The organism is Pseudomonas sp. NY15354, assembly GCF_048068075.1.
Lineage (GTDB): Bacteria > Pseudomonadota > Gammaproteobacteria > Pseudomonadales > Pseudomonadaceae > Aquipseudomonas > Aquipseudomonas guariconensis_C.
This window is the reverse complement of the sequence record NZ_JBLUPV010000002.1, coordinates 314,952-341,789: the sequence shown is the minus strand read 5'-3', so window position 1 is coordinate 341,789 and position 26,838 is coordinate 314,952. Positions and strand designations below refer to the sequence as shown.

Here is a 26,838-nt window from a genome sequence, read left to right as displayed (position 1 = left end):
TTCTGGCCCGCGGGCCTGACGACAAAATATTGCGCATGAACCAGCCGGATTCAAAATAGTCTGTTCTGCGTTTAGAGAATTCCCGATGCGCCGCTGATGGCCCATCGCTACCCTGAGATAGCCGTCTTCCATGTTTGGTTCCAACGACGACAAAAAAGCGCCGGCAGAGGCTGGTGAAAAGAAAGGCCTGTTCAGCTGGTTTCGCAAGAAGCCGCAGCAACCTGTCGCCGAACAGCCGCAAGCCCCTGAGCCGCAGGCCGCAGAGCCGGTCGCGCCGCCGGCCCCCGTCGAGCAGCCTGAGGCTGCTCCGGTCGAGCCCGTAGCCCCTGTCATCGCAGCACCAGCTCCTGAGCCGGTCGCTTCCGAGCCGTTGCAGGCCCCGCAGCCTGAGCCGGTCGCGTCCATGCCGCTGCAGGCGCCCACCCCGGAGCCTGTCGCGTCCACGCCTGTCCAGGCTGTACCGCCAGTGGTGGCGCCTGTGGCACCGGTGAGCAATCTGGTGCTGCCGGTTGCCGAAGAGCCCGTGGCCTTGGTGCCGGACCTGGAGCCCAAGGCCCCGCCGGTCATTCCTGAGCGCCCGGCGGTCGAACCGGCTCCGGTGCCCGCACCCGAGGCGCCCAACGCGCTCGTCGAGCCAGCACCGGCACCACGTGAGCCCGAGCCTGAGCCGGTCAGCGCGCCCGCCCCGGTTGTCGCTGAAGCCGCCAAACCCGGCTTCTTCGCCCGTCTCAAGCAAGGCCTGTCCAAGACCAGCGCCAGCATTGGCGAAGGCATGGCCAGCCTGTTCCTGGGCAAGAAGGCCATCGATGACGACCTGCTCGACGAGATCGAGACGCGCCTGCTGACCGCCGATGTCGGCGTCGAGGCCACCTCGGTCATCGTCCAGAACCTGACGCAGAAGGTCGCCCGCAAACAGCTGGCCGATGCCGATGCGTTGTACAAGTCGCTGCAGGAAGAACTGGCCGCCCTGCTGCGCCCAGTCGAGCAGCCGCTGCAGATCCAGTCCCAGAACAAGCCGTACGTGATCCTCGTCGTAGGCGTCAACGGCGCCGGCAAGACCACCACCATCGGCAAGCTGGCCAAGAAGCTGCAGCTCGAAGGCAAGAAGGTCATGCTGGCCGCTGGCGACACCTTCCGCGCCGCGGCGGTGGAGCAATTGCAGGTGTGGGGTGAGCGCAACCAGATCCCGGTCATCGCCCAGCACACCGGTGCCGATTCCGCATCGGTGATTTTCGATGCCGTGCAGGCCGCCAAGGCCCGTGGTGTCGATGTGCTGATCGCCGATACCGCCGGTCGCCTGCACACCAAGGACAACCTGATGGAAGAGCTCAAGAAGGTCCGTCGGGTGATCGGCAAGCTCGATGCAGAGGCGCCCCACGAGGTGCTGCTGGTGCTCGATGCCGGTACCGGCCAGAACGCCATCAGCCAGGCCAAGTACTTCAACCAGAGCGTCGAGCTGACAGGCCTTGCCCTGACCAAGCTGGACGGCACCGCCAAGGGTGGGGTGATCTTCGCCCTGGCCAAGCAATTCAACCTGCCGATCCGCTTCATCGGTGTCGGCGAGGGCATCGACGATCTGCGCACCTTCGAGGCCGAGCCGTTCGTCAAAGCCCTGTTCGCCGAGCGGGAGCACCCATGATCCGATTCGAACAGGTTGCCAAGCGCTATCCCAACGGCCATGTGGGCTTGCATGAGCTGAGCTTCCGGGCGCGCCGGGGCGAGTTCCTGTTCGTCACCGGGCACTCGGGCGCAGGCAAGAGCACCTTGCTGCGCCTGCTGCTGGCCATGGAGCGTCCGACCAGCGGTAAGCTGCTGCTGGCCGGGCAGGACCTGGGACAGATCAGCAATGCGCAGATTCCGTTCCTGCGCCGGCAGATCGGCGTGGTGTTCCAGAACCACCAGCTGCTGTTCGATCGCACGGTCTTCAACAACATCGCGTTGCCGCTGCAGATCCTCGGCTTGTCCAAGCCTGAGATCGCCAAGCGCGTGGACTCGGCCCTGGAGCGTGTGTCGCTGAGCGACAAGGGCGATCTGTTCCCAGCTGACCTGTCCACGGGCCAGCAGCAGCGCGTGGGGATCGCCCGCGCCATCGTTCACCAGCCGGCCTTGCTGCTGGCCGACGAACCGACCGGTAACCTGGACCCGCGCCTGGCCGCGGAAATCATGGGCGTGTTCGAGGACATCAACCGCCTGGGGACCACCGTATTGATTGCCAGTCACGACTTGGCGCTGATCGCGCGCATGCGGCACCGCATGCTGACCCTGCAGCGCGGTCGTCTGATCGGCGATGGGGAGGCCGGGCAATGAGCACTACACGTACGCCGAAGGTATCCGAGCGCGTCGCGCCGAAGGCTGCCGATCCACAGCCGTCCAAGCAGCGCGGCGGTCACGACGACGACGGCCCGGACTTTCGCAGCCTGCTGCACGCCTGGCTGGAGAGCCACCGCGCCAGTCTGGTCGACAGCCTGCGCCGCCTGGGCAAGCAGCCGATTGGCAGCTTCTTCACCTGCCTGGTGATGGCCGTGGCCCTGAGCATGCCCATGGGCCTGTCGCTGCTGCTCAAGAATGTCGAGAAGCTTGGAGGCTCCTGGCAGCGCGCCGCGCAGATCTCTCTGTACCTCAAGCTCGATGCCGGCAGCCGTGAAGGCGAAGCCCTGCGCGACGAAATCAAAGGCATGCCGGGCGTGGCCGACGCCCAGTACGTCAGCCGCGAGCAGGCGTTGGAAGAGTTCCAGCAGCAGTCCGGCCTGGGCGAGGCCCTGCGCGAGCTGCCGGACAACCCATTGCCTGGCGTGGTGGTGGTGACCCCGACAGAGGTCGACAAGCCGGCCTTGGAGGCCTTGCGCCAACGTCTGTCGGAATTGCCGCGGGTCGAAGTGGCACAACTGGACCTGGTATGGGTCGAGCGCTTGGCGGCGATCCTCAAGCTGGGTGACCGGTTCGTCTTCGGCTTGGCCGTTCTGCTGATTTCGGCGCTGCTGTTAGTAATCGGTAACACAATTCGTCTACATATCGAGAACCGGCGTATCGAGATCGAAGTGATCAAGCTGGTCGGCGGCACCGACAGCTATGTGCGTCGGCCCTTCCTCTACATGGGCGCGCTCTACGGCCTGGGTGCCGGTGTGCTGGCGTGGGGGATCCTGGCCTTCTCGCTGGACTGGCTCAACGACGCGGTCGTCGACCTTTCCGGGCTGTACGGGAGCGACTTCGCCCTGGCAGGTGTGCCAGGGGCGGATGGACTTTCGCTCTTGATCGGTGCTGTACTGTTGGGGTATATCGGTGCGTGGATCGCGGTCGCTCGTCACCTGAACGAGCTGGCACCACGATAATGTTTTTGCGCCAGCATTGACTTTTTTACCATTCTGGGAACTTGTTTCGTGGTTTCCGGTCAATGTTGGCAGTGCCCACAAGGCGCGAGTTTAGTAAGTCGGAGGTTCTTGAATGACCAATTCGTTGCAACCTGCATATGCCCTGGTTCCTGGTGCAAACCTGGAAGCCTATGTGCACACGGTCAACAGCATTCCCCTGCTGACGGCCGAGCAGGAGCGTGAACTGGCTGAGCGTCTCTACTACGAGCAGGATCTCGAGGCCGCTCGGCAAATGGTGATGGCCCACCTGCGTTTCGTCGTACATATCGCCCGTAGCTATGCAGGCTATGGGTTGGCCCAGGCTGACCTGATTCAGGAAGGCAACGTAGGCCTGATGAAGGCGGTAAAGCGTTTCAACCCGGAAATGGGCGTGCGTCTGGTGTCCTTCGCGGTGCACTGGATCAAGGCCGAAATCCATGAGTTCATCCTGCGCAACTGGCGCATCGTCAAGGTGGCTACCACCAAGGCCCAGCGCAAGCTGTTCTTCAACCTGCGCAGCCAGAAGAAGCGTCTGGCCTGGTTGAACAATGAAGAAGTTCATCGCGTGGCCGAAAGCCTGGGCGTCGAACCCCGTGAAGTACGCGAGATGGAAAGCCGGCTGAGTGGCCAGGACATGGCCTTCGACCCGGCCGCCGAGGCCGATGACGACAGCGCCTTCCAATCGCCTGCGCACTATCTGGAAGACCATCGCTACGACCCGGCGGTGCAACTGGAAGACGCGGACTGGAGTGACAACTCCACCAACAACCTGCATGTTGCCTTGCAGGGGCTCGATGAGCGCAGCCGCGACATTCTCTACCAGCGTTGGCTGGCCGAGGAAAAAGCGACCCTGCACGAGTTGGCGGACAAGTACAGCGTTTCGGCAGAGCGGATTCGCCAGCTGGAAAAGAACGCAATGAACAAGGTCAAGGCGTTGATCACGATCTGATCAAGATCTGGCCGTACTCGAAAAGCCGCTTGCCTTTGGGCAAGCGGCTTTTCTTTTGGCTTTTGTAGAAGTGGGCTCGTCGCGATGGGCCGTCGCGGCCCGCGAAATCAAGGGCGCAGTTGCATCAGGTAGCTCGGCCCACCCAATTGGCTCATCTGCCGGCGAATCCACCCGGCGCGGCTGGCCACATAGGCGCTGGGCCGGCTGGCGCTCCATTTCAACGGGCTGGGCAGTACAGCGGCCAGTTGAGCGGCCTGCTGGCGAGAAAGGCGGCTGGCATCGACACCAAAGTGATAGCGGGCAGCGGCCTGTGCGCCGAACACCCCCTTACCCCATTCGGCGCTGTTCAAATAGACCTCGAGAATCCGTTCCTTCGACCAGAACAGCTCGATCAACCCAGTGAACCAGGCCTCCAGGCCCTTGCGCAGCCAACTGCGACCGGACCAGAGGAACAGGTTCTTGGCGACCTGCTGAGTCAGGGTACTGGCCCCCCGGATCTTGCCTCCGCGTTCGTTGTAGGCCAGGGCAGCCTGTATCGCTGGCAGGTCGAAGCCCCAATGGCTGGCGAACTTCTGGTCTTCGCCGGCGATCACCGCCACTTTGAGATCGTCGGAGATCCGCTCCCAAGGCGTCCATTCACGCTGAAGATCGATCGGCTCGCCGTTGACCCAGGATTGCACCTTGCGCTCGACCATCAGCGCCGTGCCCGGTGGCGGGATCCAGCGCAGGGCCAGCACCACGACGATGCTGCCGGCAGCGAACCAGAGCAGGGCGCGGGCGAGGCGACGGATAAGGGATGACAACATGGTGATGGCTTGGCCGGACCGTTGGAACGGGCCATTATACAGACCCCTTTCGAGGAGTCGTCCCATGCTTCGCAGCTTCCTGATGCTCGCCGCTTTCTTCGGTTTCACCGGCGTCGGTCTGGGCGCCTTCGCCGCCCACGGTCTGAAGAATCGGCTGACGGCCGACTACCTGGCGATCTTCCATACCGGTGTGACCTATCAGCTGGTGCATGCCCTGGCGCTGCTGGGTGTCGCGCTGTTGTCGGTGCACCTGCCAGGTCGGTTGATCGGTTGGGCCGGTGGTCTGTTCGCCGTGGGGATCGTGCTGTTCTCCGGTAGTTTGTACGTGCTGACCCTCAGTGGCCTGGGCAAGCTCGGCATCATCACGCCCATCGGCGGGCTGTGCTTTCTGGCCGGTTGGCTGTGCCTGGGCCTGGCGGCATGGCGCCTGAGCTGACCAAGTGGTCCACAATCGCGACTAATGGCGTCGGCTGGCCTTGGGTTGAAGTGCGGATCAGGGCTAGAATGCCGACCCCCAAAGCACAATGGTGGCCGTGCGCATGCGCATTCAACTGAACGGTGAACCTTACGAATTGCCCGATGGCGAGAGCGTCGCGGCCCTACTGGGTCGGCTGGAGCTCGCTGGTCGCCGGGTGGCGGTGGAACTGAACCTGGATATCGTCCCGCGTAGCCAGCACGAAAGCACGCAGCTCAGTGAAGGCGACCAGGTCGAAGTGGTCCATGCCATCGGTGGCGGCTGATCCGCCCGGTGATTCACCTGCAAGTCCCGCAACCTTTTCCCGAGGATCCACGATGAGCAACGTTCGTAGCGACAAGCCCTTCACCCTGGCCGGGCGCACTTTCCAGTCGCGCCTGCTGGTTGGCACCGGCAAATACCGTGACATGGAAGAGACCCGCCTGGCCATCGAGGCCTCGGGTGCCGAAATCGTCACCGTCGCCGTGCGCCGGACCAACATCGGCCAGAACCCGGGCGAGCCGAACCTGCTCGACGTGCTGCCTCCAGATCGCTACACCATCCTGCCGAACACCGCCGGTTGCTATGACGCGGTCGAAGCCGTGCGCACCTGCCGACTGGCCCGTGAACTGCTCGACGGCCATAACTTGGTCAAGCTGGAAGTCCTGGCTGACCAGAAAACCCTGTTCCCGAACGTGATCGAGACCCTCAAGGCCGCCGAAGTGCTGGTCAAGGACGGTTTCGACGTGATGGTCTACACCAGCGACGACCCGATCATCGCCCGCCAACTGGCCGAAGCCGGCTGCATCGCGGTGATGCCACTGGCAGGTCTGATCGGCACTGGCCTGGGTATCTGCAACCCCTACAACCTGCAGATCATCCTGGAAGAGTCCAAAGTGCCGGTTCTGGTCGATGCAGGCGTGGGTACAGCTTCCGACGCCACCATCGCCATGGAAATGGGGTGCGAGGCGGTGCTGATGAACTCGGCCATCGCCCATGCCCAGCAGCCGGTGCTGATGGCAGAAGCCATGAAGCACGCGATCGTCGCCGGTCGCATGGCCTACCTGGCCGGGCGCATGCCGAAGAAACTCTATGCCAGCGCCTCGTCGCCGCTGGAAGGTCTGATCAAGTAAGAGCCTCTGATGACTGAATCGCAAGAAACGCCGATCACCACCGACGGCGAAGCGCGTCCCCACCGCCGCATCAAGAGCTTCGTGATGCGCGCCGGGCGCATGACCGAAGGCCAGCAACGTGGTCTGGAGCAGGGCGGTCCGCTGTTCATCCTGCCCCTGGCCGACAGCCCGGTGGACTACGACCAGGTGTTCGGGCGCTCGGCGCCGCGCACCCTGGAGATCGGTTTCGGCATGGGCCATTCCCTGCTGGAAATGGCCGCAGCCTCGCCAGAGTTGGACTTCATCGGTGTCGAAGTGCACCGTCCCGGTGTCGGCGCGCTGCTCAATGGCGTGCTGACCCAGGGCCTGAAGAATCTGCGGGTGTATGACTGTGATGCCATTGAAGTGCTCAACCGCTGCGTAGCCGACAACAGCCTCGACCGCCTGATGCTGTTCTTCCCCGATCCATGGCACAAGGCACGCCACCACAAGCGCCGCATCGTCCAGCCGGAGTTCGCTGAGCTGGTGCGTCGCAAGCTCAAGGTAGGCGGCGTGTTCCATATGGCCACCGACTGGGAACCCTATGCCGAGCACATGCTGGAGGTGATGAGCGTCGCCCCGGGCTACCGCAACCAGGCAGCCGACGGCACCTATGTACCGCGCCCAGAGGAACGTCCGATCACCAAGTTCGAACGCCGTGGCGAGCGACTGGGGCATGGGGTGTGGGATTTGAAGTTCGAGAAGGTCGACTGACTCGGGGTTTGAGTCGTGAATGCCTGCAGAACTGCAGGCGCAAAAAAACCGCCTTTAGAAGGGCGGTTTTTTTATTTGCAGGTTCATGGTTGAGAGCCATTGCCCTGCGGTATTTCATTGGATGCTCTCGCGTGCTCAAAAATCTTAGGGGCTGCTTGGGAGTGCGTCAATCCAATGGTCACATTCAGCCTGTCATCCCCGCCGATCAGCCACTACGCCGATCAACACCAGCACCACCAGTAGCACCGGCGCCAGGGCATAGTTGTTGAACTGGGCCAAGCCCTTCACCACCCAAGGCGTTGCGTAGATCAGTGCCGCGCCGCTGCCGATCATCACCAGCAAGGCCATGAAAGGTACGCGCAGGGCGCCGGCGAGACCGCCCAGGCGTTGTTCCACCCAGCCTTTGATGTCGGTGCCGAACAGCACCAGCAGGCAGCCCACCAACGCCAGGGAAATCTCCGACAGGTTGCTGCGGCTCCAGCGGGAGACGGTCGCGAGCAGGTCAAGTACCAAATCCATGGGTCATCCTTAGGTCAAGAAATACTGCAACAGGTCATTGAGGAACAACTGGCCCCGTGGTGTGGCCACCAACCGATCCGGTTCGACCTGCAAAAGGCCTTTTCGTTCTGCCTCGCGCCGGGCCTCTGCCAACTGCAACAGGGGCAAGCCGGTACGCTGGGTGAACAGTTCGGCTTCCACGCCCTGGGTCAGGCGCAGGGCGTTCATCAGGAACTCGAACGGCAGCTCCTGCGCCGGCAGCAGCTTTTCGCCGGCCTTGAACGGCTTGGCGAGGTTCAGGTAGTCCTTTGGCGCGCGGGTCTTCCACGTTCGCAGGATGCGGCCGTCGGCAAAGGTCAGTTTGCCATGGGCCCCGGCGCCGATGCCGATGAAGTCGCCGAAGCGCCAATAGTTGAGGTTGTGGCGGGCGGCGCGCCCCGGCTGCGCATACGCCGAGACTTCATACTGCTGGAAGCCGTTTGCCGCCATCAGGGCCTGGCCAGCCTCCTGGATGTCCCAGAGGATGTCGTCTTCGGGCAGCTCCGGCGGCTGGTTCCAGAACACCGTGTTCGGCTCTACCGTCAGCTGGTACCAGGACAAGTGTGTCGGCGCCAACGCGATGGCCTGGCGCAAGTCGGCCAAGGCATCGTCCAGGGACTGATCAGGCAGGCCGTGCATCAGGTCCATGTTGAAGTTGTCGAAACCGGCGGCGCGTGCCATGTCTGCTGCGCGGATCGCCTCGTCGCCGTTGTGGATGCGTCCCAGGGCCTGGAGTTTCGCAGGCTGGAAGCTCTGTACGCCGATGGACAGGCGATTGATGCCAGTTTGCCGGTACGCCTTGAATTTCTCCTGCTCGAAGGTCCCGGGATTGGCCTCCAGGGTGATCTCGATGTCGGAGGCGAACGGGATGCGCTGTTCCACGCCGCGTAGCAAGCGCCCCAGGGCGTTGGCACTGAACAGGCTTGGGGTGCCGCCGCCGAAGAAGATCGAGCTGATGGGGCGCCCCTGTACCGCGGCCATTTCCTGGTCGAGGTCGGTCAGCAGGGCATCGACGTAGGCGTCTTCCGGCAGTTCAGGGCCGGCAGCGTGGGAGTTGAAGTCGCAATAAGGGCATTTGCGCACGCACCATGGGATATGGATATACAACGCCAGGGGCGGGAGCGTAACGAAACCCGCCGCGTCGGGCTGACGCGGCTGGGTGGACAGCGTTTCGGTCATGCCAGGCCCAGACGTTGGCGCAGCAGGGCCATGGCGCGGGCGCGGTGGCTGAGCTGGTTTTTTTCGACAGGACTGAGGTCGGCGCTGGAGCACTTGCGCTCAGGGACCCAGAACAGTGGGTCATAGCCAAACCCATGTTCACCGCTGGCCTCGAACAGGATGCTGCCATGCCACAGCCCTTCGCACAGGATCGGCAGCGGGTCATCGGCGTGACGCACCAGGGCCAGCACGCAGACGAACTGCGCGCCGCGCTCTTGGGCGGGCACATCCTGAAGCGCTTCGAGCAGCTTGGCGTTATTCGCCGCATCGCCCTTGCCGTCGGCGTAGCGCGCCGAGTAGATGCCCGGTGCGCCGCCGAGGAAGTCCACCGCCAGGCCCGAATCGTCGGCCAGTGCCGGCAGGCCGGAGATGCGTGAGGCGTTACGTGCCTTGAGGATGGCGTTCTCGACGAACGACAGGCCGGTCTCTTCCGGCTCGACCTGGCTGAACTCGCCGATCGAACGCAGTTGCACGGATTCACCGAGCATTGCCTGGAGTTCCTTGAGTTTGCCGGCGTTATGGCTGGCCAATACGAGTTGCTGGAAATTCATCATTCGCCTGGGAACACTTCCTGGTTGAAGCTGAGTTTGTGGCTGACACCGCCGGTCTCGACATTCAGGTCGAAGGTCAGGGTTTCTGCCTGGTCGATCTTGAACTGGGCGATGTAGTACACCGCGCCCTGGTCGTTGATCTGCTTGAACGACAACGGGCTGCTGCGCCCGGTGAGGTCTTTGACGGTGCCACTGACCACGGCCATGCCTGGCTTGCCGGCCTTGAGCACGGCGATGTTGAGCACACCCTGATTCTTGCTGCGGGTCAGGCCCGTGGCTGCGGCCACATCCGGCTGCAGCATGCTCGAGGTGAAGGCGCTGTAGTGGACCGTGACGTCGCCGAAGACTTCCTTGCGCTCCGGCCTGGCGGGGTCTGCAGCCAGTACTGGCAAGGCCAGGCATAGGCTGATCAAAAAAAGTCCAAGGCGACGCATGGTGCGATCCTCCAGTGAGGGGGCTAGAAGTCAGACCGCGACCCGATGTTCCTGCAGGCCCCGGCTGCTGACGCGATAGATACCGATTTCTCCTAGAAGATTAGGCCAAAGCCGGCCTGCCCACCCGTTACGGTGCAGACGGTCTACCGCCAGGCGATCGATCACCTTGGCCCGACGCTCGTGGCACAGGTCCTCGAAGTCGGCGAAGGTGCAGAAGTGGATGTTCGGCGTGTTGTACCAGGTGTACGGCATGAAGTCCGAGACGGGCATATGGCCCTTGGTCGCCAGGTACCAACGGCATCGCCAGTGGCCGAAGTTCGGGAAGGTGATGATGCACTCACGGCCCACGCGCAGCATTTCGTCGAGGATGCGGTCGGGGTACTCCACGGCCTGCAGGGCCTGGGTCATGACCACCACGTCGAAGCTGTTGCTGGCGAAGTTGCCCAGGCCTTTGTCCAGGTCCTGCTCGATGACGTTGACACCCTTGGCCACGCAGGCGGCGATGTTGTCGGCGTCGATCTCCAGCCCGTAGCCGGTGACGTTCTTGCGATCGCGCAACGAGGCCAGCAGCTCGCCGCTGCCGCAGCCCAGGTCGAGTACCCGGCTGCCGGCGGGGATCCAGTCGTGGATGATTTCCAGGTCGGCTCTCATGCTGTCCTCAGATGGCGATGCGGTTCATGTAGTTCGCGAAACCTTGCATGTAGCGAGGCGTGGGGATCAGGAAGGCATCGTGCCCATAAGGAGAGTCGATCTCCAGATAGCAGACGTTCTTGCGCGCCGCCATCAGGGCATCGACGATTTCCCGAGAGCGCGCTGGCGAGAACCGCCAGTCGGTGGTGAACGACATGATGCAGTAGTCCGCCGTGACATGCTCCAGCGTCGCCGCCAGGTCACCTCCGTGAGTGGCGGCCGGATCGAAGTAGTCCAGCGCCTTGGTCATCAGCAGGTAGGTGTTGGCATCGAAGCGCCCGGAGAACTCTTCACCCTGATAGCGCAGGTAGCTCTCGACCTGGAACTCGACGCTGTGGAAGTCGTAGTTGAGCTTGTCGCTCTTGAGCTCGCGGCCGAATTTCTCGCCCATGGAGTCGTCGGACAGGTAGGTGATGTGGCCGACCATGCGTGCCAGCATCAGGCCACGCTTGGGCACCACGCCTTTGTCCTGGAACGAGCCGCCGTGGAACTCGGGGTCGGTGAGGATGGCCTGGCGGGCGACTTCGTTGAACGCGATGTTCTGTGCCGAGAGCTTGGGTGCCGAGGCGACGTCCACACAGTGGCGAACGCGCTCAGGGTAGCTGATGGTCCATTGCAGGGCCTGCATGCCGCCCAGGCTGCCGCCGACCACCGCCGCCCACTGCTGGATGCCGAGGCGGTCGGCGAACCGCGCCTGGCTGTGCACCCAGTCTTCGACGGTCAGTACCGGGAAGTCGGCGCCATAGGGCTTGCCGGTGGCAGGGTTGATGCTGCTCGGGCCCGTGCTGCCGTTGCAGCCGCCGAGGTTGTTCAGGCTGACCACGAAGAAACGATTGGTATCGATCGGCTTACCGGGGCCGATGCAGCTGTCCCACCAGCCGGGTTTTCGATCGGTGGGGGCGTGATAGCCTGCGGCATGATGATGGCCGGACAGCGCATGGCAGATCAGCACGGCATTGCTGGCGGTGCTGTTGAGGGTGCCATAGGTCTCGTAGATCAGCTCGTAGCTGGCCAGCGAACGGCCACAGGCCAACGCCAGCGGTTCATCGAACCGGGCAATTTGCGGTGTTACCAGACCAACGGAATCTTCGGGAAAGACAGTGGACATCGACCCTGCTCACGCTTGACGGAGGCGTAAGTCTAAAGAGCGCTATCCCCAGCGGCAAGCAAAGGCTTGCCGCTGGAAACGCCGGGGTCAGATCATGCGCCAGAGGATCTCGGGCATGTAGACGCGCATGGCCAGTTCAGGCATGGCGTAGGACTGGATCACCTGGATCGCCAGGAAGGCGAAGATCGGCGAAATATCCAGCCCGCCGAGGTTGGGGATGAGCTTGCGAAACGGCGCCAGCACCGGCTCGCTGATCTGGTAGGCCAGCTCTGCGGCGGGGTTGTGGCTGTTGGGCGCGACCCACGAGACGATCACCATGACGATCATCGCCACCCAGAAAATCTTCAGGAACAGCGAGGTCACGCCGATGATCGCCCAGATCACCACCTGCAGCGGGCTGTAGTTTTCGGGGACGAACATCATCACGAAGGCCATCAGCAGCGCCTGGATGGCGACCGACAGCAGCAGGGATGAGGTGTCCAGGCCGCCAATGCTGGGAATGATACGGCGCAGCGGCTTGAGCAGCGGTTGGGTGGCGCGCACCGCGAACTGGCTCAGTGGGTTGTAGAAGTCGGCCTTGACCAGTTGCAGCACGAAGCGCAGCAGGACGATCACCAGGTACAGGCTGACCAGGGTTTGCACCACGAAAATCATGGCGCCGGACAGTGCATTCATCGACAGCTCCTTATTTGCCCAATTGCTCGGCCAGCTCGGCGGAACGTTTTGCCGCGGCCTCCAGAGCCTGTTCGACGATGGCTTCGAAGCCATTGCCCTGGAACGACTTGATCGCCGCTTCCGTGGTGCCGGCCGGCGAGGTCACGCGGCGGCGCAGCTCGGCGGCGTCCACGTCGCTGGAGACGGCCATGCGCGCAGCGCCCAGGGCGGTCTGCAAGGTCAACTGCGAGGCGGTCTCACGTGGCAGACCAAGTTTCTCGCCGGCGGCGGTCATGGCTTCGATCAGCAGGAAGAAGTAGGCCGGGCCACTGCCGGAGACGGCGGTGACGGCATCCAGTTGCTGCTCCTGGTCCAGCCACAGGGCGGTGCCTACGGCGCGCAGCAGTTGCTCGGCCTGTTGGCGTTGCTCGGCCGATACCTCGGCAGTGGCATACAGGCCGCTGGCGCCTTCGCGCAGCAGGGCCGGGGTATTGGGCATGCAGCGAACCACCGGGCGTGGGCCGAGCCAGGCTTGCAGGCTGGCGCAAGTGATGCCGGCGGCGATGGAGACGATCAGTTGACCAGGCGCCAGATTAGGCTGCAGAGCTTGGCACACGGCCTTCATCACCTGCGGCTTGACCGACAGGACGATCACATCCGCACCGGCGATGGCCTGGGCGTTGTCTTCGAAGGCTTCGATGCCGTGCTCGGCCTGGATCTTGGCCCGGGTCTCGGCGCCCGGGTCGCTGGCGCGGATCTGCGCGGCGTCCAGACCCTGGGCACGCAGGCCGCCGATCAGGCTGGCGGCCATGTTGCCGGCGCCGATAAAGGCAATACGTGTCTTGCTCATGTCAGGTCCTTGAAGGAAAGAGTGAGTAAAGCATGGAATCAGGGGCGTCCGTAGTCGCGGGCACCGAACAGGGCGGTACCGATGCGGACCCAGGTCGCTCCCTGTGCAATGGCAGCTTCCAGGTCATGGCTCATGCCCATGGACAAGGTGTCCAGGCCTAGCCCCAGGCCCTCCTGCAACTGGCGCAGGGTGGCGAAGGCCGCTTCCTGGGCGACACGGTCCTCGGTGGGTTCGGGAATCGCCATCAAGCCGCGCAGACGCAGGCCTGGCAGGCCGGCAATGGCGCTGGCCAGGGCTGGCACATCGGCTGGCAGGCAGCCGGACTTGCTGTCCTCGCCGCTGACGTTCACCTGCAGGCAGACATTCAGCGGTGCCAGGCCGGCAGGGCGTTGCTCGGACAGGCGTTGGGCGATCTTCAGACGGTCCACGGAGTGTACCCAGTCGAAATGTTCGGCGATTGCACGGGTCTTGTTCGACTGGATGGGGCCGATGAAGTGCCAGGTCAAGGGCAGGTCGCGTAATTCTTCCTGCTTGGCCAGCGCTTCCTGGAGGTAGTTCTCGCCAACGTGGAGCACGCCGGCGGCGTGGGCTTCGCGCACGGCATTGGCGGGTTTGGTCTTGCTCACAGCCAGCAGCTGGATGCTGGCGGGATCGCGTCCGGCAGCCTTGGCCGCGCTGTCGATGCGAGCGGCGAGGGCGGACAGGTTGTCTGCTATGGTGGACATGGAATCGATGCCGACGGCTCAGTGGTCTGCGGCATTCTACCTGCTTGATGGCCTTTGGGGAGTCTCATGGATGTGACCGACCTGTTGGCCCGGGCCGTGGCTGCGGGCGCTTGCGACCTGCACCTGGCGTCGGGCGAAGTGCCGGTGCTGCGCCTGGATGGCGCGCTGCAGCGGCTGGATCTGCCACCTTTGGCGGCTGCGACCTTGAGCGAAGGGTTTGCGCCCATGCTCGATGAGGCTCAGCGCCGGCAGTGGGCGCTGGGCGATGAGCTGGATATCGCCTTGACGCTGCCAGGCGCCGTGCGCGCCCGGGCAAATCTGTATCGCCAGCACCACGGGCCGGGGGTAAGCCTGCGGTTGCTGCCGTCTCGTGCTCCCAGCCTGGATGAGCTGGACCTGCGGGAAGTGTTTCAAGCTATTGCCCAGTGGCGCGATGGCCTTGTGCTAGTCGGAGGTCCGACCGGCAGCGGCAAGTCATCGACCCTGGCGGCCCTGATCGATCAGCTCAATCGAACGCAGGCGCTGCACATCATCACCCTCGAAGACCCCATCGAAGTTATCCACAGCGGCCAGCGTAGCCTGGTCAACCAGCGCGAGATCGGCCGCGACTGCCGCGATTTTGCCCAGGGTCTGCGCAGTGCATTGCGCCAGGACCCGGATGTGATCGTGATCGGCGAGCTGCGTGATCTGGAAACCATCCGCCTGGCCCTGCGCGCTGCGGAAACCGGACATCTGGTTCTGGCGACGGTGCATACCCGCTCGGCGGTGAACAGCATCGACCGCCTGGTGGAGGTGTTCGCCCCGGAGGAAAAGGCTTTGGTGCGGGGCATGCTGGCGGAGTCGCTGCGCATGGTGGTGGTGCAGACATTGGTCGAGCGAATGGGTGGCGGGCGTGTGGCGGCCAGGGAAGTACTGGTGGCGACGCCTGCCGTGCGTAACCTGATCCGGGAAGGTCGCATGGCGCAGTTGCATTCGGTGATGCAGACCGGTGCGACGGCGGGGATGAAGACGATGGAGATGGCGATGCAGCGGCTGCAGGGGGCAGGGGTGATCGCGTCAGGTTGAGTTTGAATCTGGTGGCCCATTCGCGGGTAAACCCGCTCCCACAGGTTCTGTGCTGCTCAAGCGCTGGCGCGGTCCTTGTGGGGTTTAACCGCGAATGGGCTGCGCAGCAGCCCCGGCGATGTCAGGCGGTTCGCACGGGTTGGACCCCACCGCTGGACAGCTCAGCGCTTGGCCAGGGCCAGGGTCTGCTGCTCTTTGGGCAGCACGCGTTTGGCGACCACGTAATGCTTCTGCCAGTACGGCTTGCTCAGAGTGTCGATGCTCACCCGCTTGCCGGTGCGCGGCGCGTGGATGAAGCGATCATTGCCCAAGTAGATGGCTACATGGTTGACCCGGCGGCTCTTGATGTTGAAGAAGATCAGGTCGCCCGGCTTGAGGTCGCTCTTTGCAACTTTGACACCATGCCCTTGGGCCATGGCGTTGGAGGTGCGCGGCAGGTCGACGTCGGCTACATCGGTGAAGGCATACTTGACCAGGCCGCTGCAGTCGAAGCCCTTGCTCGGGCTGCTGCCGCCCCAGCGATAGGGCGTGCCCAGTACATTCACTGCGCGGCTGAGTACATTACTGCTCTGCTTGGCCGACATGGCCACGACGGGCAGGTTGCTCGAGGCCTTGGCGGCATTGCTCGGGCGGGCGCGCAAGGTGCTGTACTTGACCGGCGCGTGTTTCACCGAGGCGTTGGTGGTATAGCCGGTGAACCCATTGGGAAGACGTTGCTCACGATTGGTGGCGTGGGCGGCCAGGGGCAACAATAGGCAGAGGGTCAGCCATGTCTTGAACAAAGGCGGCATAGTTGAAGCTCTTTTTAGGTATGTGTTGGCTGTGGCGCGCAACTCTATAACAGCTTCGGGTGGTTTTTTGCTCCGTTGGTCGATTGCGCGGGTACCATACGTCGGCTTCCCGCGGAAAAGTCACATTTTCCGTTAGAAAATTTTTTGCTAACCCACGGAGGACAAGCATGAACGGTTATCAACAGGGTGAGCTGCACGACACCCACAGCAAGGTCCTTGGCTACCTCTTGTGGATCTTCGGCTTCACCGGCTCTCACCGCTTCTACTACGGCAAACCCATCACCGGCACGATCTGGTTCTTCACCCTGGGCCTGCTCGGTATCGGCTGGTTGATCGACCTGTTCCTGATTCCGTCGATGGACCGCGAGGCGGACATGCGCTTCCAGTCCGGACGGGTGGACTACAACCTGGCCTGGATCTTCCTGACGTTCCTCGGGATCTTCGGCGTACACCGGCTGTACCTGGGCAAATGGATCAGCGCTTTGATCTACCTGCTCACCGGTGGCCTGTTCCTGATCGGCGTGCTGTACGACTTCTGGACCCTCAACAGCCAGATTTCCCAAGTCAACGCCCAGCGCCGCTGACAGAAAAAAGGCCTTGTCGCATCGAGCGGCAAGGCCTTTTTCGTTACTGGCGGGTCTGGCGCTGTTGGAGCAGCAGGTTGCTGAACCCAGCCCCGGCCAATTGCTTCTGGGCCACCGTCAGTTGCTCACGGTTGCTGAACGGGCCGACCAGGACGCGGTACCAGGTTTCATCTTTCACCGTCCCGGACTCCACCTTGACCGCTTGGCCGAGCAGGATGATCTGCGCGCGAACCTTGTCGGCATCGGCCTGCTTGCGGAACGAGCCCGCCTGGAGGAAGAAGGTGGTGGTCGCCGCGGGCTTGATCACCGGTGGCGCAGGCGGAGGTGTCTGCCCCAGCAGGGCTGCCTGGGCGCGGGCGGTATCGATCTTCGCCGCCTCCGCGGGTGTCACCGGCTTGACCGGCGGCACTGGCTGGGCTGGCACCGGTGGGGTTTTCTCCGGTACGGCCTCCGGTGGCACGATGACTTCCGACTCCGGCAGCAAGGTGTAGAAGTCGTACTTCGGCTTGACCGGCTGCTGCGTTGTCGGGGCAGTGGTCTTGCTGGCTTCGGCGACCTTGGCGGGTTTTTGCTGCTCAGGCTTGGCGCGCTTGATGTCTTCGCTACCCGGCTCGAGCTTCATCAGGAAGACGACGAAAGCGCCTACGGTCAGGCCGACCGCCAGCCAGATCCAACCCGGAATCGGCTGCTTGGCCGGTGCCTGGTTGCGGCTGGCGCCACGCTTGGGGGCGGGTTTTTTCTTGGCAGCCAACTTACATGCGCTCCAGGGTTTCCAGGCCGAGCAGTTCCAGGCCTTGCTTGAGCGTGCGGCCGGTCAGGGCGGCCAGGCGCAGGCGGCTTTGCTGCTGTTCGGCGGTTTCGGCCGCGAGGATCGGGCAGTTCTCGTAGAAGCTGGAGAACAGACCGGCGATGTCGTACAGATAGCTGCACAGCACGTGTGGGGTGCCTTTGTCGGCGACGTTGTTGAGTACTTCGCCGAACTGCGCCAGGCGTGCGGCCAGATCCTGCTCATGGGCCGCCTGCAGGACGATGCTGCCCTCGACTTCGTCGAAGCCCTTGCCCAGCTTGCGGAACACGCTGGCCACGCGGGTGTAGGCATACAGCAGATAGGGCGCGGTGTTGCCGTCGAAGTTGAGCATCAGCTCGAAGTTGAAGCTGTAGTCGCTGGTGCGGTGCTTGGACAGGTCGGCGTACTTCACCGCACCGATGCCGACCACTTCACCAATGTGGCGCAGCTCGTCTTCGGACAGGCTCGGGTTCTTGTCCTTGACCAAGGCATAGGCACGCTCCTTGGCCTCGGTGAGCAGGTCGATCAGTTTGACGGTGCCGCCGTCACGGGTCTTGAACGGACGACCGTCAGCGCCGTTCATGGTGCCGAACCCCATGTGTTCCATCTGCATCGGGTGGCCGACGAAACCTGCGCGGCGCGCCACTTCGAACACTTGGTTGAAGTGCAGAGCCTGGCGCTGGTCGACGAAGTACAGGGCACGGTCGGCCTGGAGCACGTTGCTGCGGTAGCGCACGGCGGCAAGGTCGGTGGTGGCGTAGAGGTAGCCGCCATCGGCCTTCTGTACGATCACCGGCAGCGGCTCGCCTTCGGCGTTCTTGAATTCCTCGAGGAACACGCACTGGGCGCCTTGGTCCTCGACCAGCAGGCCCTTGGCTTTCAGGTCGGCGACCACGTTGGCCAGGTCGCCGTTGTAGGCGCTCTCGCCCATTACGTCGGCCATGGTCAGCTTGACGTTGAGCAGCTCGTAGGTCTTCTGGCAGTGGGACAGTGAGATGTCCTTGAAACGGGTCCACAGCGCCATGCACTCAGGGTCGCCGGCTTGCAGCTTGACCACCAGGCCGCGGGCGCGGGTGGCGAAGTCCTCGGACTCGTCGAAGCGCTTCTTCGCCGCGCGGTAGAAGTTTTCGAGGTCAGACAACTCGTCGCTGGTGATCGGGTTCTCTTCCAGGTAGGCCAGCAGCATGCCGAACTGGGTGCCCCAGTCGCCCACGTGGTTCTGGCGGATCACCTGGTCACCGAGAAACTCCAGCACGCGTGCGACGCTGTCGCCGATGATGGTCGAGCGCAGGTGGCCGACGTGCATCTCCTTGGCGAGGTTCGGTGCCGACATGTCGATCACGACTTTTTCGCGGGGGCCGGACTTGCGCACGCCCAAGTGATCGTCCGCCAGGGCGGCGTCCAGGCGGTTGGCCAGGGCCTGGGTGTTCTGGAAGAAATTCAAAAAGCCTGGGCCTGCGATTTCGACCTTGGTGATGTCGGCGCTGGCCGGCAGGGCATCGATGAGTTTTTCAGCCAGGTCGCGTGGCTTCATGCCGGCTGGCTTGGCCAGCATCATGGCGATGTTGCTGGCGAAGTCGCCGTGGGTCTTGTCCCGGGCGTTTTCCACCTGGATCGCCGGCGTCAGCCCTTCAGGCAGCACGCCGTCGGTGACGAGTTGGGTGAGGGCTTGCTGGATGAGCTGGCGAATGGTGTCTTTCATGGCGTTCTCTTTTCGACCGCAAGCGCGGTGGGGCGCTTCGATGCGCAGGTGGAAAAACTGGGCATTATCCGTTCCCGGGGGCGTATTGCCAACCTTTGAGCGGCAAGCTGAGCGCTTCGAGCTGCAAGAAAGAGCGCGATAGTGCGCGCTCTGCCTTTGCTTGTAGCGTGCAGCTTCGCGCTCAATACAGGTCGACCGGATCCACATCCAGCGACCAGCGCACCTGACGTCCGGATGGCATGTGCTCCAACACTAGCAACCAGGCGCTGATCAGTCGATGCAAGGGCGCCCGGGCATTGGCCTGGAGCAATAATTGCGCGCGGAAACGTCCCGCGCGACGCTCCATGGGCGCAGGTACCGGGCCGAGCAGCTCGATACCCTGCAAATTGTGTTCGGCCAGCAACCGCTCGGCGGCGCTGCAGGCTTCATCCAGAAAACCCTCGGCCTGGCCTGGCTTGTGCGCCTCGGCGCGCAGCAGGGCGAGGTGGGAGAACGGCGGCAGGCCGGCCGCGCGCCGTTCGCTCAGGGCCTGCTCGGCGAAGGCGAAGTAGCCTTGCTCGGTCAGTTGCACCAGCAGCGGATGCTCGGCCAGGTGAGTCTGTATGATCACCTTGCCGGGCTCCTCGGCACGCCCCGCGCGGCCCGCGACCTGAACGATCAGCTGCGCCATGCGTTCGCTGGCGCGGAAGTCGCCGGAGAACAGGCCGCCATCGGCGTCGAGGATGGCCACCAGCGTCACCCGGGGGAAGTGATGACCTTTGGCTAGCATCTGGGTGCCGACCAAAATGCTGGGCTGTCCACGCTGGATGGTGGTGAACAGGTTGTGCATCGCATCCTTGCGCGATGTACTGTCGCGGTCGACCCGCAGGATGGGGTACTCCGGGAACAGTACTTTCAGGCGCTCCTCGGCGCGCTCGGTGCCCGCGCCTACCGGGCGCAGGTCGACATGGGCGCACTGCGGACACTGGTGGGGCAGGCGTTCGTCGTAGCCGCAATGATGACAGCGCAGCACGCCGGAGCGCTGGTGCACTGTCATGCGGGCATCGCAGCGTGGGCATTCGGACAGCCAGCCGCAATCATGGCACAGCAGTGTCGGCGCGAAGCCGCGTCGGTTGAGGAACACCAGTACCTGCTGGCCCGCCTCAAGGGTCTGGCGGATGGCCTGCTGCAACGGGCCGCTGATGCCGCTGTCCAGAGGCAGGCTGCGCACGTCCAGGCGCAGATAGCGTGGCGGGCGGGCGCCGCCGGCGCGTTGATTCATGCGCAGCAGGCCGTAGCGACCGCTGTGGGCGTTGTGCAGGCTTTCCAGCGAGGGCGTGGCCGAGCCCAGCAAGATAGGGATGTTTTCCTGGTGGGCGCGGACCACGGCCAGGTCCCGGGCGTGGTAGCGCAGGCCTTCCTGCTGTTTATAGGAGCCGTCGTGCTCCTCATCGATGATGATCAGCCCAGGATTCTTCATCGGCGTGAACAGTGCCGAGCGGGTGCCGATGATGATGTCGGCCTCGCCGTCGCGGGCGGCGAGCCAGGCGTCCAGGCGTTCGCGATCGCCGACCGCCGAATGCAGCAAGGCGATGCGGGCGTTGAAGCGTTGCTCGAAGCGCGCCAGGGTCTGGGGGCCAAGGTTGATCTCCGGAATCAGGATCAGCGCCTGTTTGCCGGCCTCGAGGGTTTCGCGGATCAACTGCAGGTAGACCTCGGTCTTGCCGCTGCCGGTCACCCCCGCCAGCAAGAACGCATGGAAGGCGCCAAAGCCCGAACGCACGGCGTCGAATGCGGCCAGTTGTTCTTCGTTCAGCGGCAGTTCCGGCTGTGCCAGCCAGTGCTCATGACGTGGCGCGGGCAGATGGCGGCGGACCTCTACCTGAACCAGCTCCTTGGCCAACAGCAGGTCGAGGCTGTCCTTGCTCAGGCCCAACTTGGCCAGCACGCTATGGGCGACGCCGTGAGGATGCTGGGCCAGAGCCTTGAGGGCGTCACGCTGGCGCGGCGCGCGTGCGATGCGCGGATCCTCCAGGCGGGCGCCGGGGGCGACATGCCAAAACCGCTCTTGGCGCATCTCGGCCGGCTCGCCTTGGCGCAGCAGCGTGGGGAGGGCCCAGTTCAAGGTGTCGCCCAGGCTGTGCTGGTAGTACTGCGCGGTCCACAGGCACAGCTTGAACAGTGCTGGCGGCAGCGGTGAAACCGGGTCGAGCAGGGCGCTGGCGGGCTTGAGCTTGTCGGCAGGTACTTCGCTCTTGTCACAGACCTCCACCAGCACGCCGATCATCTCCCGGCGGCCGAACGGCACGCGGATGCGCATGCCGGGCGTCAGGGACTGGCGGGCCATGCTCGCTGGCGCCCTGTAGTCGAACAGGCGACGCAAAGGCGAGGGCAGGGCAAGGCGCAGGATGACGTCGGACACGCGGGAGGTCTCTGGATGGGAGGTTCGCAAATCCCGCGAGACTAGCAGACGACGGTCGGTGCTCGCGACAACTTGCGCTGGCGCCTTGCTCTGGTATTATTCGCCGCCTAATTACGTGCGGTATTCAACAATTGGTGTTGGGTGGCGGCACGCAGCTCGAGGAAGTGACCATGAAAGCAGATATTCATCCGAACTACGAAGTAGTTGCAGTCACCTGCAGCTGCGGCAACAAATTCGAAACCCGTTCGACCCTGGCCAAGCCGCTGGCGATCGACGTGTGCTCCCAGTGCCACCCGTTCTACACTGGTAAGCAGAAAGTTCTGGACACCGGTGGTCGCGTACAGAAGTTCGCCGATCGCTTCGGTATGTTCGGTACCAAGAAGTAATCATGCGCATGGCGAATCCTTCGGGTTTCGCGCTGCTGCAAAAAAAGGCGCCCCTTGTGGGCGCTTTTTTTGTGGGCGCGATCTGGCATTTTCCCGCGCTGGCCTTCTGCCCATTGCCCGACAAGCCACAGCAGGTGGCAGTGCGTCAGGTGGTCGATGGCGACACCTTGCGTCTGAGTGACGGGCGCAGCGTTCGGATGATCGGTATCAATGCGCCGGAAATCGGCCGCAAAGGCCGCACCAGCGAGCCCTATGCCGAAGCCGCCAAGCAGCGTTTGCAGGCGTTGGTCAAAGCCAGCGACGGGCGGGTCGGGCTGGTGCTGGGAGTGGAGGCCAAGGACAAGTACGGTCGCACCTTGGCGCATATCTACGGGCGGGATGGCAACAATCTTGAGGCCACGATGCTCAGCGAGGGCCTGGGATATCGCGTCGCTGTTGCACCCAACGTCAAGCTTTCCCGCTGTCAGCAACAGGCCGAGCAGGTGGCCAGGGCGGCGCGGGCCGGGCTGTGGCGACAGTCGCCGGTCCTGCGTGAGGGGGATGTGCGGCAGTCAGGCTTTGCCGTCATAAGCGGTAAAGTCCAGGCGATCGAGCGCAATCGTGGTGGCGTGTGGCTGGATCTGGGCAATGCGGTGGTACTTCGGATCCCCGCTCGTCTGCAGCGCAACTTCCCCACGAGCTTCTTCGATAACCTCAAGGGACGCCAGGTCGAGGCGCGTGGTTGGGTGCTGGATCGTTCCCGCAAGGGTGGTCTGAAGCCCGGGCAGCGACGCTGGGTGTTGCCATTGACCGATCCAAGCATGCTCGAACGGGTTTCAGGGTAAATAGTTGTAGACATTTCGCTATTGGATTGTACACACTTGATGGCGTATGCCCCCGTGGGTTATAGCGTAAAGTCGTAGGCTAAAGGCCTTGACACAAGTGACCGGGCAGTCTTGTAGCCCCCCGGCTCTTTGCGTATCCTCGGCGGTCCGTCAGAACAGTAAACAAGCGGAATGCCCACCATGTCAGACCTGAAAACCGCCGCTCTCGAATACCACGCTCAGCCTCGTCCGGGGAAACTGAGCGTCGAACTCACCAAGCCGACCGCCACCGCTCGTGACCTGGCCCTGGCCTACAGCCCGGGCGTCGCCGAGCCTGTACGTGAGATCGGCCGTGACCCAGAGCTGGCCTACAAGTACACCGGCAAAGGCAACCTGGTCGCGGTGATTTCCGATGGTACCGCCATCCTTGGCCTGGGTGATCTGGGCCCACTGGCCTCCAAGCCGGTCATGGAAGGCAAGGGTGTTCTGTTCAAGCGTTTCGCTGGCATCGACGTATTCGACATCGAAGTCGACTCCGAAAGCCCGCAAGCCTTCATCGACACCGTCAAGCGTATTTCCATCACCTTCGGTGGTATCAACCTGGAAGACATCAAGGCGCCTGAGTGCTTTGAGATCGAACGCACCCTGATCGAGCAGTGCGACATCCCGGTCTTCCACGATGACCAGCACGGCACCGCGATCGTCACCGCCGCCGGCATGATCAACGCCCTGGAAATCGCCGGTAAGAAACTCGACGAAGCCAAGATCGTCTGCCTGGGCGCTGGCGCTGCCGCCATCTCCTGCATGAAGCTGCTGGTCAGCATGGGTGCCAAGGTCGAGAACATCTTCATGATCGACCGTACCGGCGTGATCCACGCAGGTCGTGATGATCTGAACCAGTACAAGGCCCAGTTCGCGCACGCTACCGACAAGCGCACCCTGGCTGACGCCCTGGAAGGTGCCGACGTGTTCGTGGGTCTGTCCGGCCCGAACCTGCTGAGCCCGGAAGGCCTGAAGTCCATGGCCGCCAATCCGATCGTGTTCGCCTGCTCGAACCCGGACCCGGAAATCTCGCCAGAGCTGGCTCACGCCACCCGCAGCGACGTGATCATGGCCACCGGTCGTTCCGACTACCCGAACCAGGTCAACAACGTGCTGGGCTTCCCGTTCATCTTCCGTGGTGCCCTGGACGTTCGCGCCAAGCGCATCAACGAAGAAATGAAGATCGCCGCCGCCATCGCCCTGAAGGACCTGGCCAAGCTGCCGGTACCGCAGGAAGTCTGCGATGCCTACGGCGTACAGGCGCTGGAATTCGGCCGTGAGTACATCATTCCGAAGCCGATGGACCCACGCCTGATCACCGTCGTCTCCGACGCCGTGGCCAAGGCCGCCATCGAATCCGGCGTCGCTACCCTGCCGTATCCGAAGCACTACCCACTGCAGAACGTGAACGACGTGTTCAACGGTTAATGCAGAACGCAAAAAAGAACCGGCTCATATGAGCCGGTTTTTTTTGCTTCGAGTTTCGAGCGGTAAGCGACAAGGTGTTCGATGTGATCTGTAGGGGCGCGCCAGGGAGAGCTGGCGCGCCCTTTTTGTTGCTTGTCGCTTGTAACGTGCTGCTTAGAACAGATCCATCGGCGCTGCCTCATCGGCCGGCAGCGGGCTGCCTGGTGCTGCGCCATTGCCCAGCTCGTCTACCGAAGGCGGAGAATCCTCGGCCTTGAACAGCTCGAAATAGGCATTCGGCGTGCTTGGCGTTGCAGCGCGGCCGCTGATCGGGTCGACCCTCAGGCTGAGGATGCCTTCCGGTTCGGCCGGGGCGTGCTCGGGTTTGCCCTTGAGCGCTGCGCCCATGAAGTTCATCCAGATCGGCAGCGCCGCGGTGCCGCCATATTCACGTCGGCCCAGGGTTTCCGGCTGGTCGAAGCCAACCCAGACCGTCGTTACATAGTCAGCGTTGTAGCCGGTGAACCAGGCGTCCTTGGATTCGTTGGTGGTGCCGGTCTTGCCCGCCAGGTCGCCACGGCCCAGCGCCAGGGCGCGGCGGCCGGTGCCGCGTTTGATCACATCCTGCAGCATGCTGGTCAGGATGTAGGTGGTGCGGCCATCGACGATGCGTTCGGCCACGACCGGTGCCTGTGGCGCGGGCGCCACCTGACCGAGTGCCGAAGGCGCTTCGCCCGGCAGCGGTTGGGTGCTGATCGGCTGCTCCGGCGCGGCGATGCCGGCCTGGTCCTGCTCGCCTTGAGGTACCTGTGCCGGATTGGCGGTGAACAGGGTCTCGCCATTGCGGCTCTCGATGCGCTCGATCAGGTAGGGGCTGATCTTGTAGCCGCCGTTGGCGAAGGTGCTCCAACCCGTCGCGATCTCCATGGGGGTGAGGGTCGCGGTGCCCAACGCCAAGGAGAGGTTCGGCGGCAGGTCCTGCTTGTTGAAGCCGAACTTGGCGATGTAGTCGATGGTCTTGCCCACGCCCATCGATTGCAGCAGGCGGATCGAGACCAGGTTGCGCGACTTGTACAGCGCCTCGCGCATGCGGATCGGGCCGAGGAACGTGTTGGTGTCGTTCTTCGGACGCCAGACCTTGTCCAGATACTCGTCGACGAACACGATCGGGGCGTCGTTGACCAGGCTGGCGGCGGTATAGCCGCTGTCCAGCGCGGCGCTGTAGACGAAGGGCTTGAAGCTAGAACCTGGCTGGCGCTTGGCCTGCATGGCGCGGTTGTAGTTGCTCTGCTCGAACGAGAAACCGCCGACCAAGGCGCGGATGGCGCCGTTGTAAGGGTCGAGGGTCACCAATGCGCTCTGCGCACCGGGCACCTGGCTGAACTTGAGCTTGCCGTCTTCCAGGCGCTGCACGCGGATCAGGTCACCGACCTGGGCCACGTCGGCCGGCGATTGCGGGGCGCGGCCCTGGGAATTGCTATTGAGGAATGGGCGGGCCCACTTCATGGTGTCCCAGGCCACGTGCTCTTCTTCGCCGCTGCGAGTCAGCACTTTCAGGCCGCTCTTGTCGACCTGGGTGACGATGGCAGGCTCCAGGCCCCCGAGGGTGCGCTGCTTGCTCAGTTCCTGCAGCCAGGCGGCGTGGGTCTTGCCTGGGAAGCGCGACTCCGGACCGCGATAGCCGTGGCGCTCGTCATAATCGGACAACCCATTGAGCACGGCCTTGTTGGCCATTTCCTGCATGTCGCTCGGCACTGTGGTGGTCACGCGGAAGCCTTCGGTATAGGCGTCGCTGCCATAGCGGCCGACCATTTCGGCGCGGGCCATCTCGGCGATATAGGGCGCATTCACCTCTGGTGTCGGAACGTGGTAGCTGGCATTGAGCGGCTCGGCCAGGGCGGCTTCGTAGCTGGCTTGGTCGATCTTGCCCAGCTTGTACATGCGGCCCAGGATCCAGTCACGACGCTCCTTGGCGCGCACCGGGTTGGCCAGCGGGTTGAAGCGCGACGGCGCCTTGGGCAGGCCGGCGATCATGGCCATCTGGGCCAGGCTAATGTCGCGGATCGACTTGCCGTAGTACACCTGCGCGGCGGCCTCGATGCCGTAGGCGCGGTTGCCCAGGTAGATCTTGTTGACGTACAGCTCGAGGATCTCGTCCTTGGTCAGCTCGCGTTCGATCTGCAGCGCCAGGAGGATTTCGTTGGTCTTGCGCGAGAAGCTGCGCTCGCTGGTGAGGAAGAAGTTCTTCGCCACCTGCATGGTGATTGTGCTGCCGCCGGTCTGGATGTGACCAGACTTCACCAGCTGGGTCGCGGCGCGCATCAGGCTGCTCGGGTCGACCCCATAGTGGTTGAGGAAATTGTCATCCTCGGCTGAGAGAAGCGCCTGGATGAACTGTGGGGGAATATCCGCGAAACGGATAGGCGAGCGGCGCATTTCGCCGAATTCCGCAATGAGCTTGCCGTCGCTGCTGTACACCCTCAAGGGGATCTGCAACTGGATGCTTCTGAGGGACTCGACCGAGGGGAGGCTGGGGCTAAGATACAGAAACGCACCGCTCACACCGAGTACGAGCGCGCAGATGACTGCGACGAAAGACCACCAGAAGAACTTCAGCAGACGTATCAAGGCTTTTGGGTGTCCAGGTTGGGAGTGGATTGCACGCGGTCCGGCGGACAGGAA

Annotated in this window: 28 protein-coding genes; 13 read left to right on the top strand and 15 right to left on the bottom strand. The window is 63.4% G+C overall.

The window, feature by feature from the left end; translation table 11 throughout:
* The first annotated feature begins 130 nt into the window (after window positions 1-130).
* The 4 genes from ftsY (at window position 131) to rpoH (ending at window position 4,296) form a co-directional block, all read left to right on the top strand.
* Window positions 131-1,639, top strand: coding sequence for a signal recognition particle-docking protein FtsY (gene ftsY, locus ACNFCH_RS03450; RefSeq protein WP_416742236.1), 1,509 nt, complete (start codon window positions 131-133; stop codon window positions 1,637-1,639).
* Window positions 1,636-2,307: a cell division ATP-binding protein FtsE gene (ftsE, locus tag ACNFCH_RS03445; RefSeq protein ID WP_196162395.1), complete on the top strand. Its 672-nt coding sequence runs from the start codon at window positions 1,636-1,638 to the stop codon at window positions 2,305-2,307. The genes ftsY and ftsE overlap by 4 nt, the downstream gene beginning before the upstream one ends.
* The gene (gene ftsX / locus ACNFCH_RS03440; protein ID WP_337156880.1) at window positions 2,304-3,329 is read left to right on the top strand and encodes a permease-like cell division protein FtsX; all 1,026 of its coding nucleotides are present in this window, start codon (window positions 2,304-2,306) and stop codon (window positions 3,327-3,329) included. The genes ftsE and ftsX overlap by 4 nt, the downstream gene beginning before the upstream one ends.
* A gap of 112 nt (window positions 3,330-3,441) precedes the next feature.
* Complete coding sequence (rpoH, locus tag ACNFCH_RS03435) at window positions 3,442-4,296, top strand: RNA polymerase sigma factor RpoH (RefSeq protein WP_416742235.1); 855 nt, start codon at window positions 3,442-3,444, stop codon at window positions 4,294-4,296.
* Window positions 4,297-4,403: 107 nt separating this feature from the next.
* Here rpoH and mtgA read toward each other — a convergent pair whose 3' ends face one another.
* Window positions 4,404-5,102 carry a monofunctional biosynthetic peptidoglycan transglycosylase gene (gene mtgA, locus ACNFCH_RS03430; RefSeq protein ID WP_416742234.1) on the bottom strand — a complete coding sequence of 233 codons (699 nt, stop codon included), beginning with the start codon at window positions 5,100-5,102 and terminating at the stop codon, window positions 4,404-4,406.
* Window positions 5,103-5,166: 64 nt separating this feature from the next.
* Between mtgA and ACNFCH_RS03425 the strand changes: the two genes are divergently transcribed.
* The 4 genes from ACNFCH_RS03425 to trmB all read left to right on the top strand — a co-directional run bounded on the left by ACNFCH_RS03425 (window position 5,167) and on the right by trmB (window position 7,421).
* Window positions 5,167-5,538 carry a DUF423 domain-containing protein gene (locus tag ACNFCH_RS03425; RefSeq protein WP_337156878.1) on the top strand — a complete coding sequence of 124 codons (372 nt, stop codon included), beginning with the start codon at window positions 5,167-5,169 and terminating at the stop codon, window positions 5,536-5,538.
* 103 nt (window positions 5,539-5,641) lie between these two features.
* Complete coding sequence (thiS, locus tag ACNFCH_RS03420; protein ID WP_070092029.1) at window positions 5,642-5,842, top strand: sulfur carrier protein ThiS; 201 nt, start codon at window positions 5,642-5,644, stop codon at window positions 5,840-5,842.
* Window positions 5,843-5,894: 52 nt separating this feature from the next.
* On the top strand, window positions 5,895-6,689 hold the full coding sequence (locus ACNFCH_RS03415; protein ID WP_043208630.1) for a thiazole synthase: 795 nt from the start codon (window positions 5,895-5,897) through the stop codon (window positions 6,687-6,689).
* Between the two features lie 9 nt (window positions 6,690-6,698).
* Window positions 6,699-7,421: a tRNA (guanosine(46)-N7)-methyltransferase TrmB gene (gene trmB, locus ACNFCH_RS03410; protein WP_416742233.1), complete on the top strand. Its 723-nt coding sequence runs from the start codon at window positions 6,699-6,701 to the stop codon at window positions 7,419-7,421.
* Window positions 7,422-7,613: 192 nt separating this feature from the next.
* On the opposite strand, the gene ACNFCH_RS03405 is transcribed toward trmB, so the two are convergent.
* The 9 genes from ACNFCH_RS03405 to ACNFCH_RS03365 form a co-directional block, all read right to left on the bottom strand.
* Entirely contained in the window at window positions 7,614-7,940 is a 327-nt protein-coding gene (locus ACNFCH_RS03405; RefSeq protein ID WP_196162401.1) for a DUF3392 family protein, read from the bottom strand.
* Between the two features lie 9 nt (window positions 7,941-7,949).
* The gene (gene hemW / locus ACNFCH_RS03400) at window positions 7,950-9,137 is read right to left on the bottom strand and encodes a radical SAM family heme chaperone HemW (protein WP_416742231.1); all 1,188 of its coding nucleotides are present in this window, start codon (window positions 9,135-9,137) and stop codon (window positions 7,950-7,952) included.
* On the bottom strand, window positions 9,134-9,730 hold the full coding sequence (rdgB, locus tag ACNFCH_RS03395) for an RdgB/HAM1 family non-canonical purine NTP pyrophosphatase (protein WP_337156875.1): 597 nt from the start codon (window positions 9,728-9,730) through the stop codon (window positions 9,134-9,136). Before rdgB ends, hemW begins: the two co-directional genes overlap by 4 nt.
* A complete protein-coding gene (locus ACNFCH_RS03390) occupies window positions 9,727-10,161 on the bottom strand; it encodes a DUF4426 domain-containing protein (protein WP_337156874.1) in 435 nt (144 codons plus the stop codon). Before ACNFCH_RS03390 ends, rdgB begins: the two co-directional genes overlap by 4 nt.
* 30 nt (window positions 10,162-10,191) lie before the next feature.
* Window positions 10,192-10,812: a methionine biosynthesis protein MetW gene (metW, locus tag ACNFCH_RS03385; RefSeq protein WP_070091969.1), complete on the bottom strand. Its 621-nt coding sequence runs from the start codon at window positions 10,810-10,812 to the stop codon at window positions 10,192-10,194.
* 7 nt (window positions 10,813-10,819) lie between these two features.
* On the bottom strand, window positions 10,820-11,959 hold the full coding sequence (gene metX / locus ACNFCH_RS03380; RefSeq protein WP_337156873.1) for a homoserine O-succinyltransferase MetX: 1,140 nt from the start codon (window positions 11,957-11,959) through the stop codon (window positions 10,820-10,822).
* 87 nt (window positions 11,960-12,046) lie between these two features.
* Window positions 12,047-12,634 (bottom strand): YggT family protein, encoded by a 588-nt coding sequence (locus tag ACNFCH_RS03375; protein ID WP_196162406.1) that lies wholly within the window; start codon window positions 12,632-12,634, stop codon window positions 12,047-12,049.
* Window positions 12,635-12,644: 10 nt separating this feature from the next.
* On the bottom strand, window positions 12,645-13,463 hold the full coding sequence (proC, locus tag ACNFCH_RS03370) for a pyrroline-5-carboxylate reductase (RefSeq protein WP_337156872.1): 819 nt from the start codon (window positions 13,461-13,463) through the stop codon (window positions 12,645-12,647).
* A gap of 38 nt (window positions 13,464-13,501) precedes the next feature.
* Window positions 13,502-14,188, bottom strand: a complete 687-nt coding sequence (locus ACNFCH_RS03365) for a YggS family pyridoxal phosphate-dependent enzyme (RefSeq protein WP_196162407.1) — start codon at window positions 14,186-14,188, stop codon at window positions 13,502-13,504.
* A gap of 66 nt (window positions 14,189-14,254) precedes the next feature.
* Here ACNFCH_RS03365 and ACNFCH_RS03360 point away from each other — a divergent pair, with 66 nt between their 5' ends.
* Window positions 14,255-15,253 (top strand): PilT/PilU family type 4a pilus ATPase, encoded by a 999-nt coding sequence (locus ACNFCH_RS03360; RefSeq protein ID WP_337156871.1) that lies wholly within the window; start codon window positions 14,255-14,257, stop codon window positions 15,251-15,253.
* Window positions 15,254-15,414: 161 nt separating this feature from the next.
* Here ACNFCH_RS03360 and ACNFCH_RS03355 read toward each other — a convergent pair whose 3' ends face one another.
* Window positions 15,415-16,044: a C40 family peptidase gene (locus tag ACNFCH_RS03355; protein WP_070571717.1), complete on the bottom strand. Its 630-nt coding sequence runs from the start codon at window positions 16,042-16,044 to the stop codon at window positions 15,415-15,417.
* A 167-nt stretch (window positions 16,045-16,211) separates the two neighbouring features.
* Between ACNFCH_RS03355 and ACNFCH_RS03350 the strand changes: the two genes are divergently transcribed.
* Window positions 16,212-16,628: an NINE protein gene (locus ACNFCH_RS03350; protein WP_070091962.1), complete on the top strand. Its 417-nt coding sequence runs from the start codon at window positions 16,212-16,214 to the stop codon at window positions 16,626-16,628.
* Window positions 16,629-16,671: 43 nt separating this feature from the next.
* Here ACNFCH_RS03350 and ACNFCH_RS03345 read toward each other — a convergent pair whose 3' ends face one another.
* The 3 genes from ACNFCH_RS03345 to ACNFCH_RS03335 form a co-directional block, all read right to left on the bottom strand.
* The gene (locus ACNFCH_RS03345; RefSeq protein WP_337156870.1) at window positions 16,672-17,379 is read right to left on the bottom strand and encodes an SPOR domain-containing protein; all 708 of its coding nucleotides are present in this window, start codon (window positions 17,377-17,379) and stop codon (window positions 16,672-16,674) included.
* A gap of 1 nt (window position 17,380) precedes the next feature.
* On the bottom strand, window positions 17,381-19,117 hold the full coding sequence (argS, locus tag ACNFCH_RS03340) for an arginine--tRNA ligase (RefSeq protein ID WP_416742230.1): 1,737 nt from the start codon (window positions 19,115-19,117) through the stop codon (window positions 17,381-17,383).
* Window positions 19,118-19,298: 181 nt separating this feature from the next.
* Entirely contained in the window at window positions 19,299-21,518 is a 2,220-nt protein-coding gene (locus ACNFCH_RS03335) for a primosomal protein N' (RefSeq protein ID WP_416742229.1), read from the bottom strand.
* A gap of 170 nt (window positions 21,519-21,688) precedes the next feature.
* Here ACNFCH_RS03335 and rpmE point away from each other — a divergent pair, with 170 nt between their 5' ends.
* The 3 genes from rpmE to ACNFCH_RS03320 all read left to right on the top strand — a co-directional run bounded on the left by rpmE (window position 21,689) and on the right by ACNFCH_RS03320 (window position 24,177).
* A complete protein-coding gene (gene rpmE, locus ACNFCH_RS03330) occupies window positions 21,689-21,904 on the top strand; it encodes a 50S ribosomal protein L31 (protein ID WP_023378219.1) in 216 nt (71 codons plus the stop codon).
* A gap of 2 nt (window positions 21,905-21,906) precedes the next feature.
* Window positions 21,907-22,728, top strand: a complete 822-nt coding sequence (locus ACNFCH_RS03325; RefSeq protein ID WP_337156867.1) for a thermonuclease family protein — start codon at window positions 21,907-21,909, stop codon at window positions 22,726-22,728.
* 180 nt (window positions 22,729-22,908) lie between these two features.
* Window positions 22,909-24,177: a malic enzyme-like NAD(P)-binding protein gene (locus tag ACNFCH_RS03320; RefSeq protein WP_196162414.1), complete on the top strand. Its 1,269-nt coding sequence runs from the start codon at window positions 22,909-22,911 to the stop codon at window positions 24,175-24,177.
* A 153-nt stretch (window positions 24,178-24,330) separates the two neighbouring features.
* Here ACNFCH_RS03320 and ACNFCH_RS03315 read toward each other — a convergent pair whose 3' ends face one another.
* On the bottom strand, window positions 24,331-26,781 hold the full coding sequence (locus tag ACNFCH_RS03315; RefSeq protein ID WP_416742245.1) for a penicillin-binding protein 1A: 2,451 nt from the start codon (window positions 26,779-26,781) through the stop codon (window positions 24,331-24,333).
* Between the last annotated feature and the right edge of the window lie 57 nt (window positions 26,782-26,838).

Bases quoted from the DNA above. Each gene is read 5' to 3' on its own strand.
- ftsY (WP_416742236.1), top strand. From the start codon at position 131: ATGTTTGGTTCCAACGACGACAAAAAAGCGCCGGCAGAGGCTGGTGAA.
- ftsE (WP_196162395.1), top strand. From the start codon at position 1,636: ATGATCCGATTCGAACAGGTTGCCAAGCGCTATCCCAACGGCCATGTG.
- ftsX (WP_337156880.1), top strand. From the start codon at position 2,304: ATGAGCACTACACGTACGCCGAAGGTATCCGAGCGCGTCGCGCCGAAG.
- rpoH (WP_416742235.1), top strand. From the start codon at position 3,442: ATGACCAATTCGTTGCAACCTGCATATGCCCTGGTTCCTGGTGCAAAC.
- mtgA (WP_416742234.1), bottom strand. From the start codon at position 5,102: ATGTTGTCATCCCTTATCCGTCGCCTCGCCCGCGCCCTGCTCTGGTTC.
- ACNFCH_RS03425 (WP_337156878.1), top strand. From the start codon at position 5,167: ATGCTTCGCAGCTTCCTGATGCTCGCCGCTTTCTTCGGTTTCACCGGC.
- thiS (WP_070092029.1), top strand. From the start codon at position 5,642: ATGCGCATTCAACTGAACGGTGAACCTTACGAATTGCCCGATGGCGAG.
- ACNFCH_RS03415 (WP_043208630.1), top strand. From the start codon at position 5,895: ATGAGCAACGTTCGTAGCGACAAGCCCTTCACCCTGGCCGGGCGCACT.
- trmB (WP_416742233.1), top strand. From the start codon at position 6,699: ATGACTGAATCGCAAGAAACGCCGATCACCACCGACGGCGAAGCGCGT.
- ACNFCH_RS03405 (WP_196162401.1), bottom strand. From the start codon at position 7,940: ATGGATTTGGTACTTGACCTGCTCGCGACCGTCTCCCGCTGGAGCCGC.
- hemW (WP_416742231.1), bottom strand. From the start codon at position 9,137: ATGACCGAAACGCTGTCCACCCAGCCGCGTCAGCCCGACGCGGCGGGT.
- rdgB (WP_337156875.1), bottom strand. From the start codon at position 9,730: ATGATGAATTTCCAGCAACTCGTATTGGCCAGCCATAACGCCGGCAAA.
- ACNFCH_RS03390 (WP_337156874.1), bottom strand. From the start codon at position 10,161: ATGCGTCGCCTTGGACTTTTTTTGATCAGCCTATGCCTGGCCTTGCCA.
- metW (WP_070091969.1), bottom strand. From the start codon at position 10,812: ATGAGAGCCGACCTGGAAATCATCCACGACTGGATCCCCGCCGGCAGC.
- metX (WP_337156873.1), bottom strand. From the start codon at position 11,959: ATGTCCACTGTCTTTCCCGAAGATTCCGTTGGTCTGGTAACACCGCAA.
- ACNFCH_RS03375 (WP_196162406.1), bottom strand. From the start codon at position 12,634: ATGAATGCACTGTCCGGCGCCATGATTTTCGTGGTGCAAACCCTGGTC.
- proC (WP_337156872.1), bottom strand. From the start codon at position 13,463: ATGAGCAAGACACGTATTGCCTTTATCGGCGCCGGCAACATGGCCGCC.
- ACNFCH_RS03365 (WP_196162407.1), bottom strand. From the start codon at position 14,188: ATGTCCACCATAGCAGACAACCTGTCCGCCCTCGCCGCTCGCATCGAC.
- ACNFCH_RS03360 (WP_337156871.1), top strand. From the start codon at position 14,255: ATGGATGTGACCGACCTGTTGGCCCGGGCCGTGGCTGCGGGCGCTTGC.
- ACNFCH_RS03355 (WP_070571717.1), bottom strand. From the start codon at position 16,044: ATGCCGCCTTTGTTCAAGACATGGCTGACCCTCTGCCTATTGTTGCCC.
- ACNFCH_RS03350 (WP_070091962.1), top strand. From the start codon at position 16,212: ATGAACGGTTATCAACAGGGTGAGCTGCACGACACCCACAGCAAGGTC.
- argS (WP_416742230.1), bottom strand. From the start codon at position 19,117: ATGAAAGACACCATTCGCCAGCTCATCCAGCAAGCCCTCACCCAACTC.
- rpmE (WP_023378219.1), top strand. From the start codon at position 21,689: ATGAAAGCAGATATTCATCCGAACTACGAAGTAGTTGCAGTCACCTGC.
- ACNFCH_RS03325 (WP_337156867.1), top strand. From the start codon at position 21,907: ATGCGCATGGCGAATCCTTCGGGTTTCGCGCTGCTGCAAAAAAAGGCG.
- ACNFCH_RS03320 (WP_196162414.1), top strand. From the start codon at position 22,909: ATGTCAGACCTGAAAACCGCCGCTCTCGAATACCACGCTCAGCCTCGT.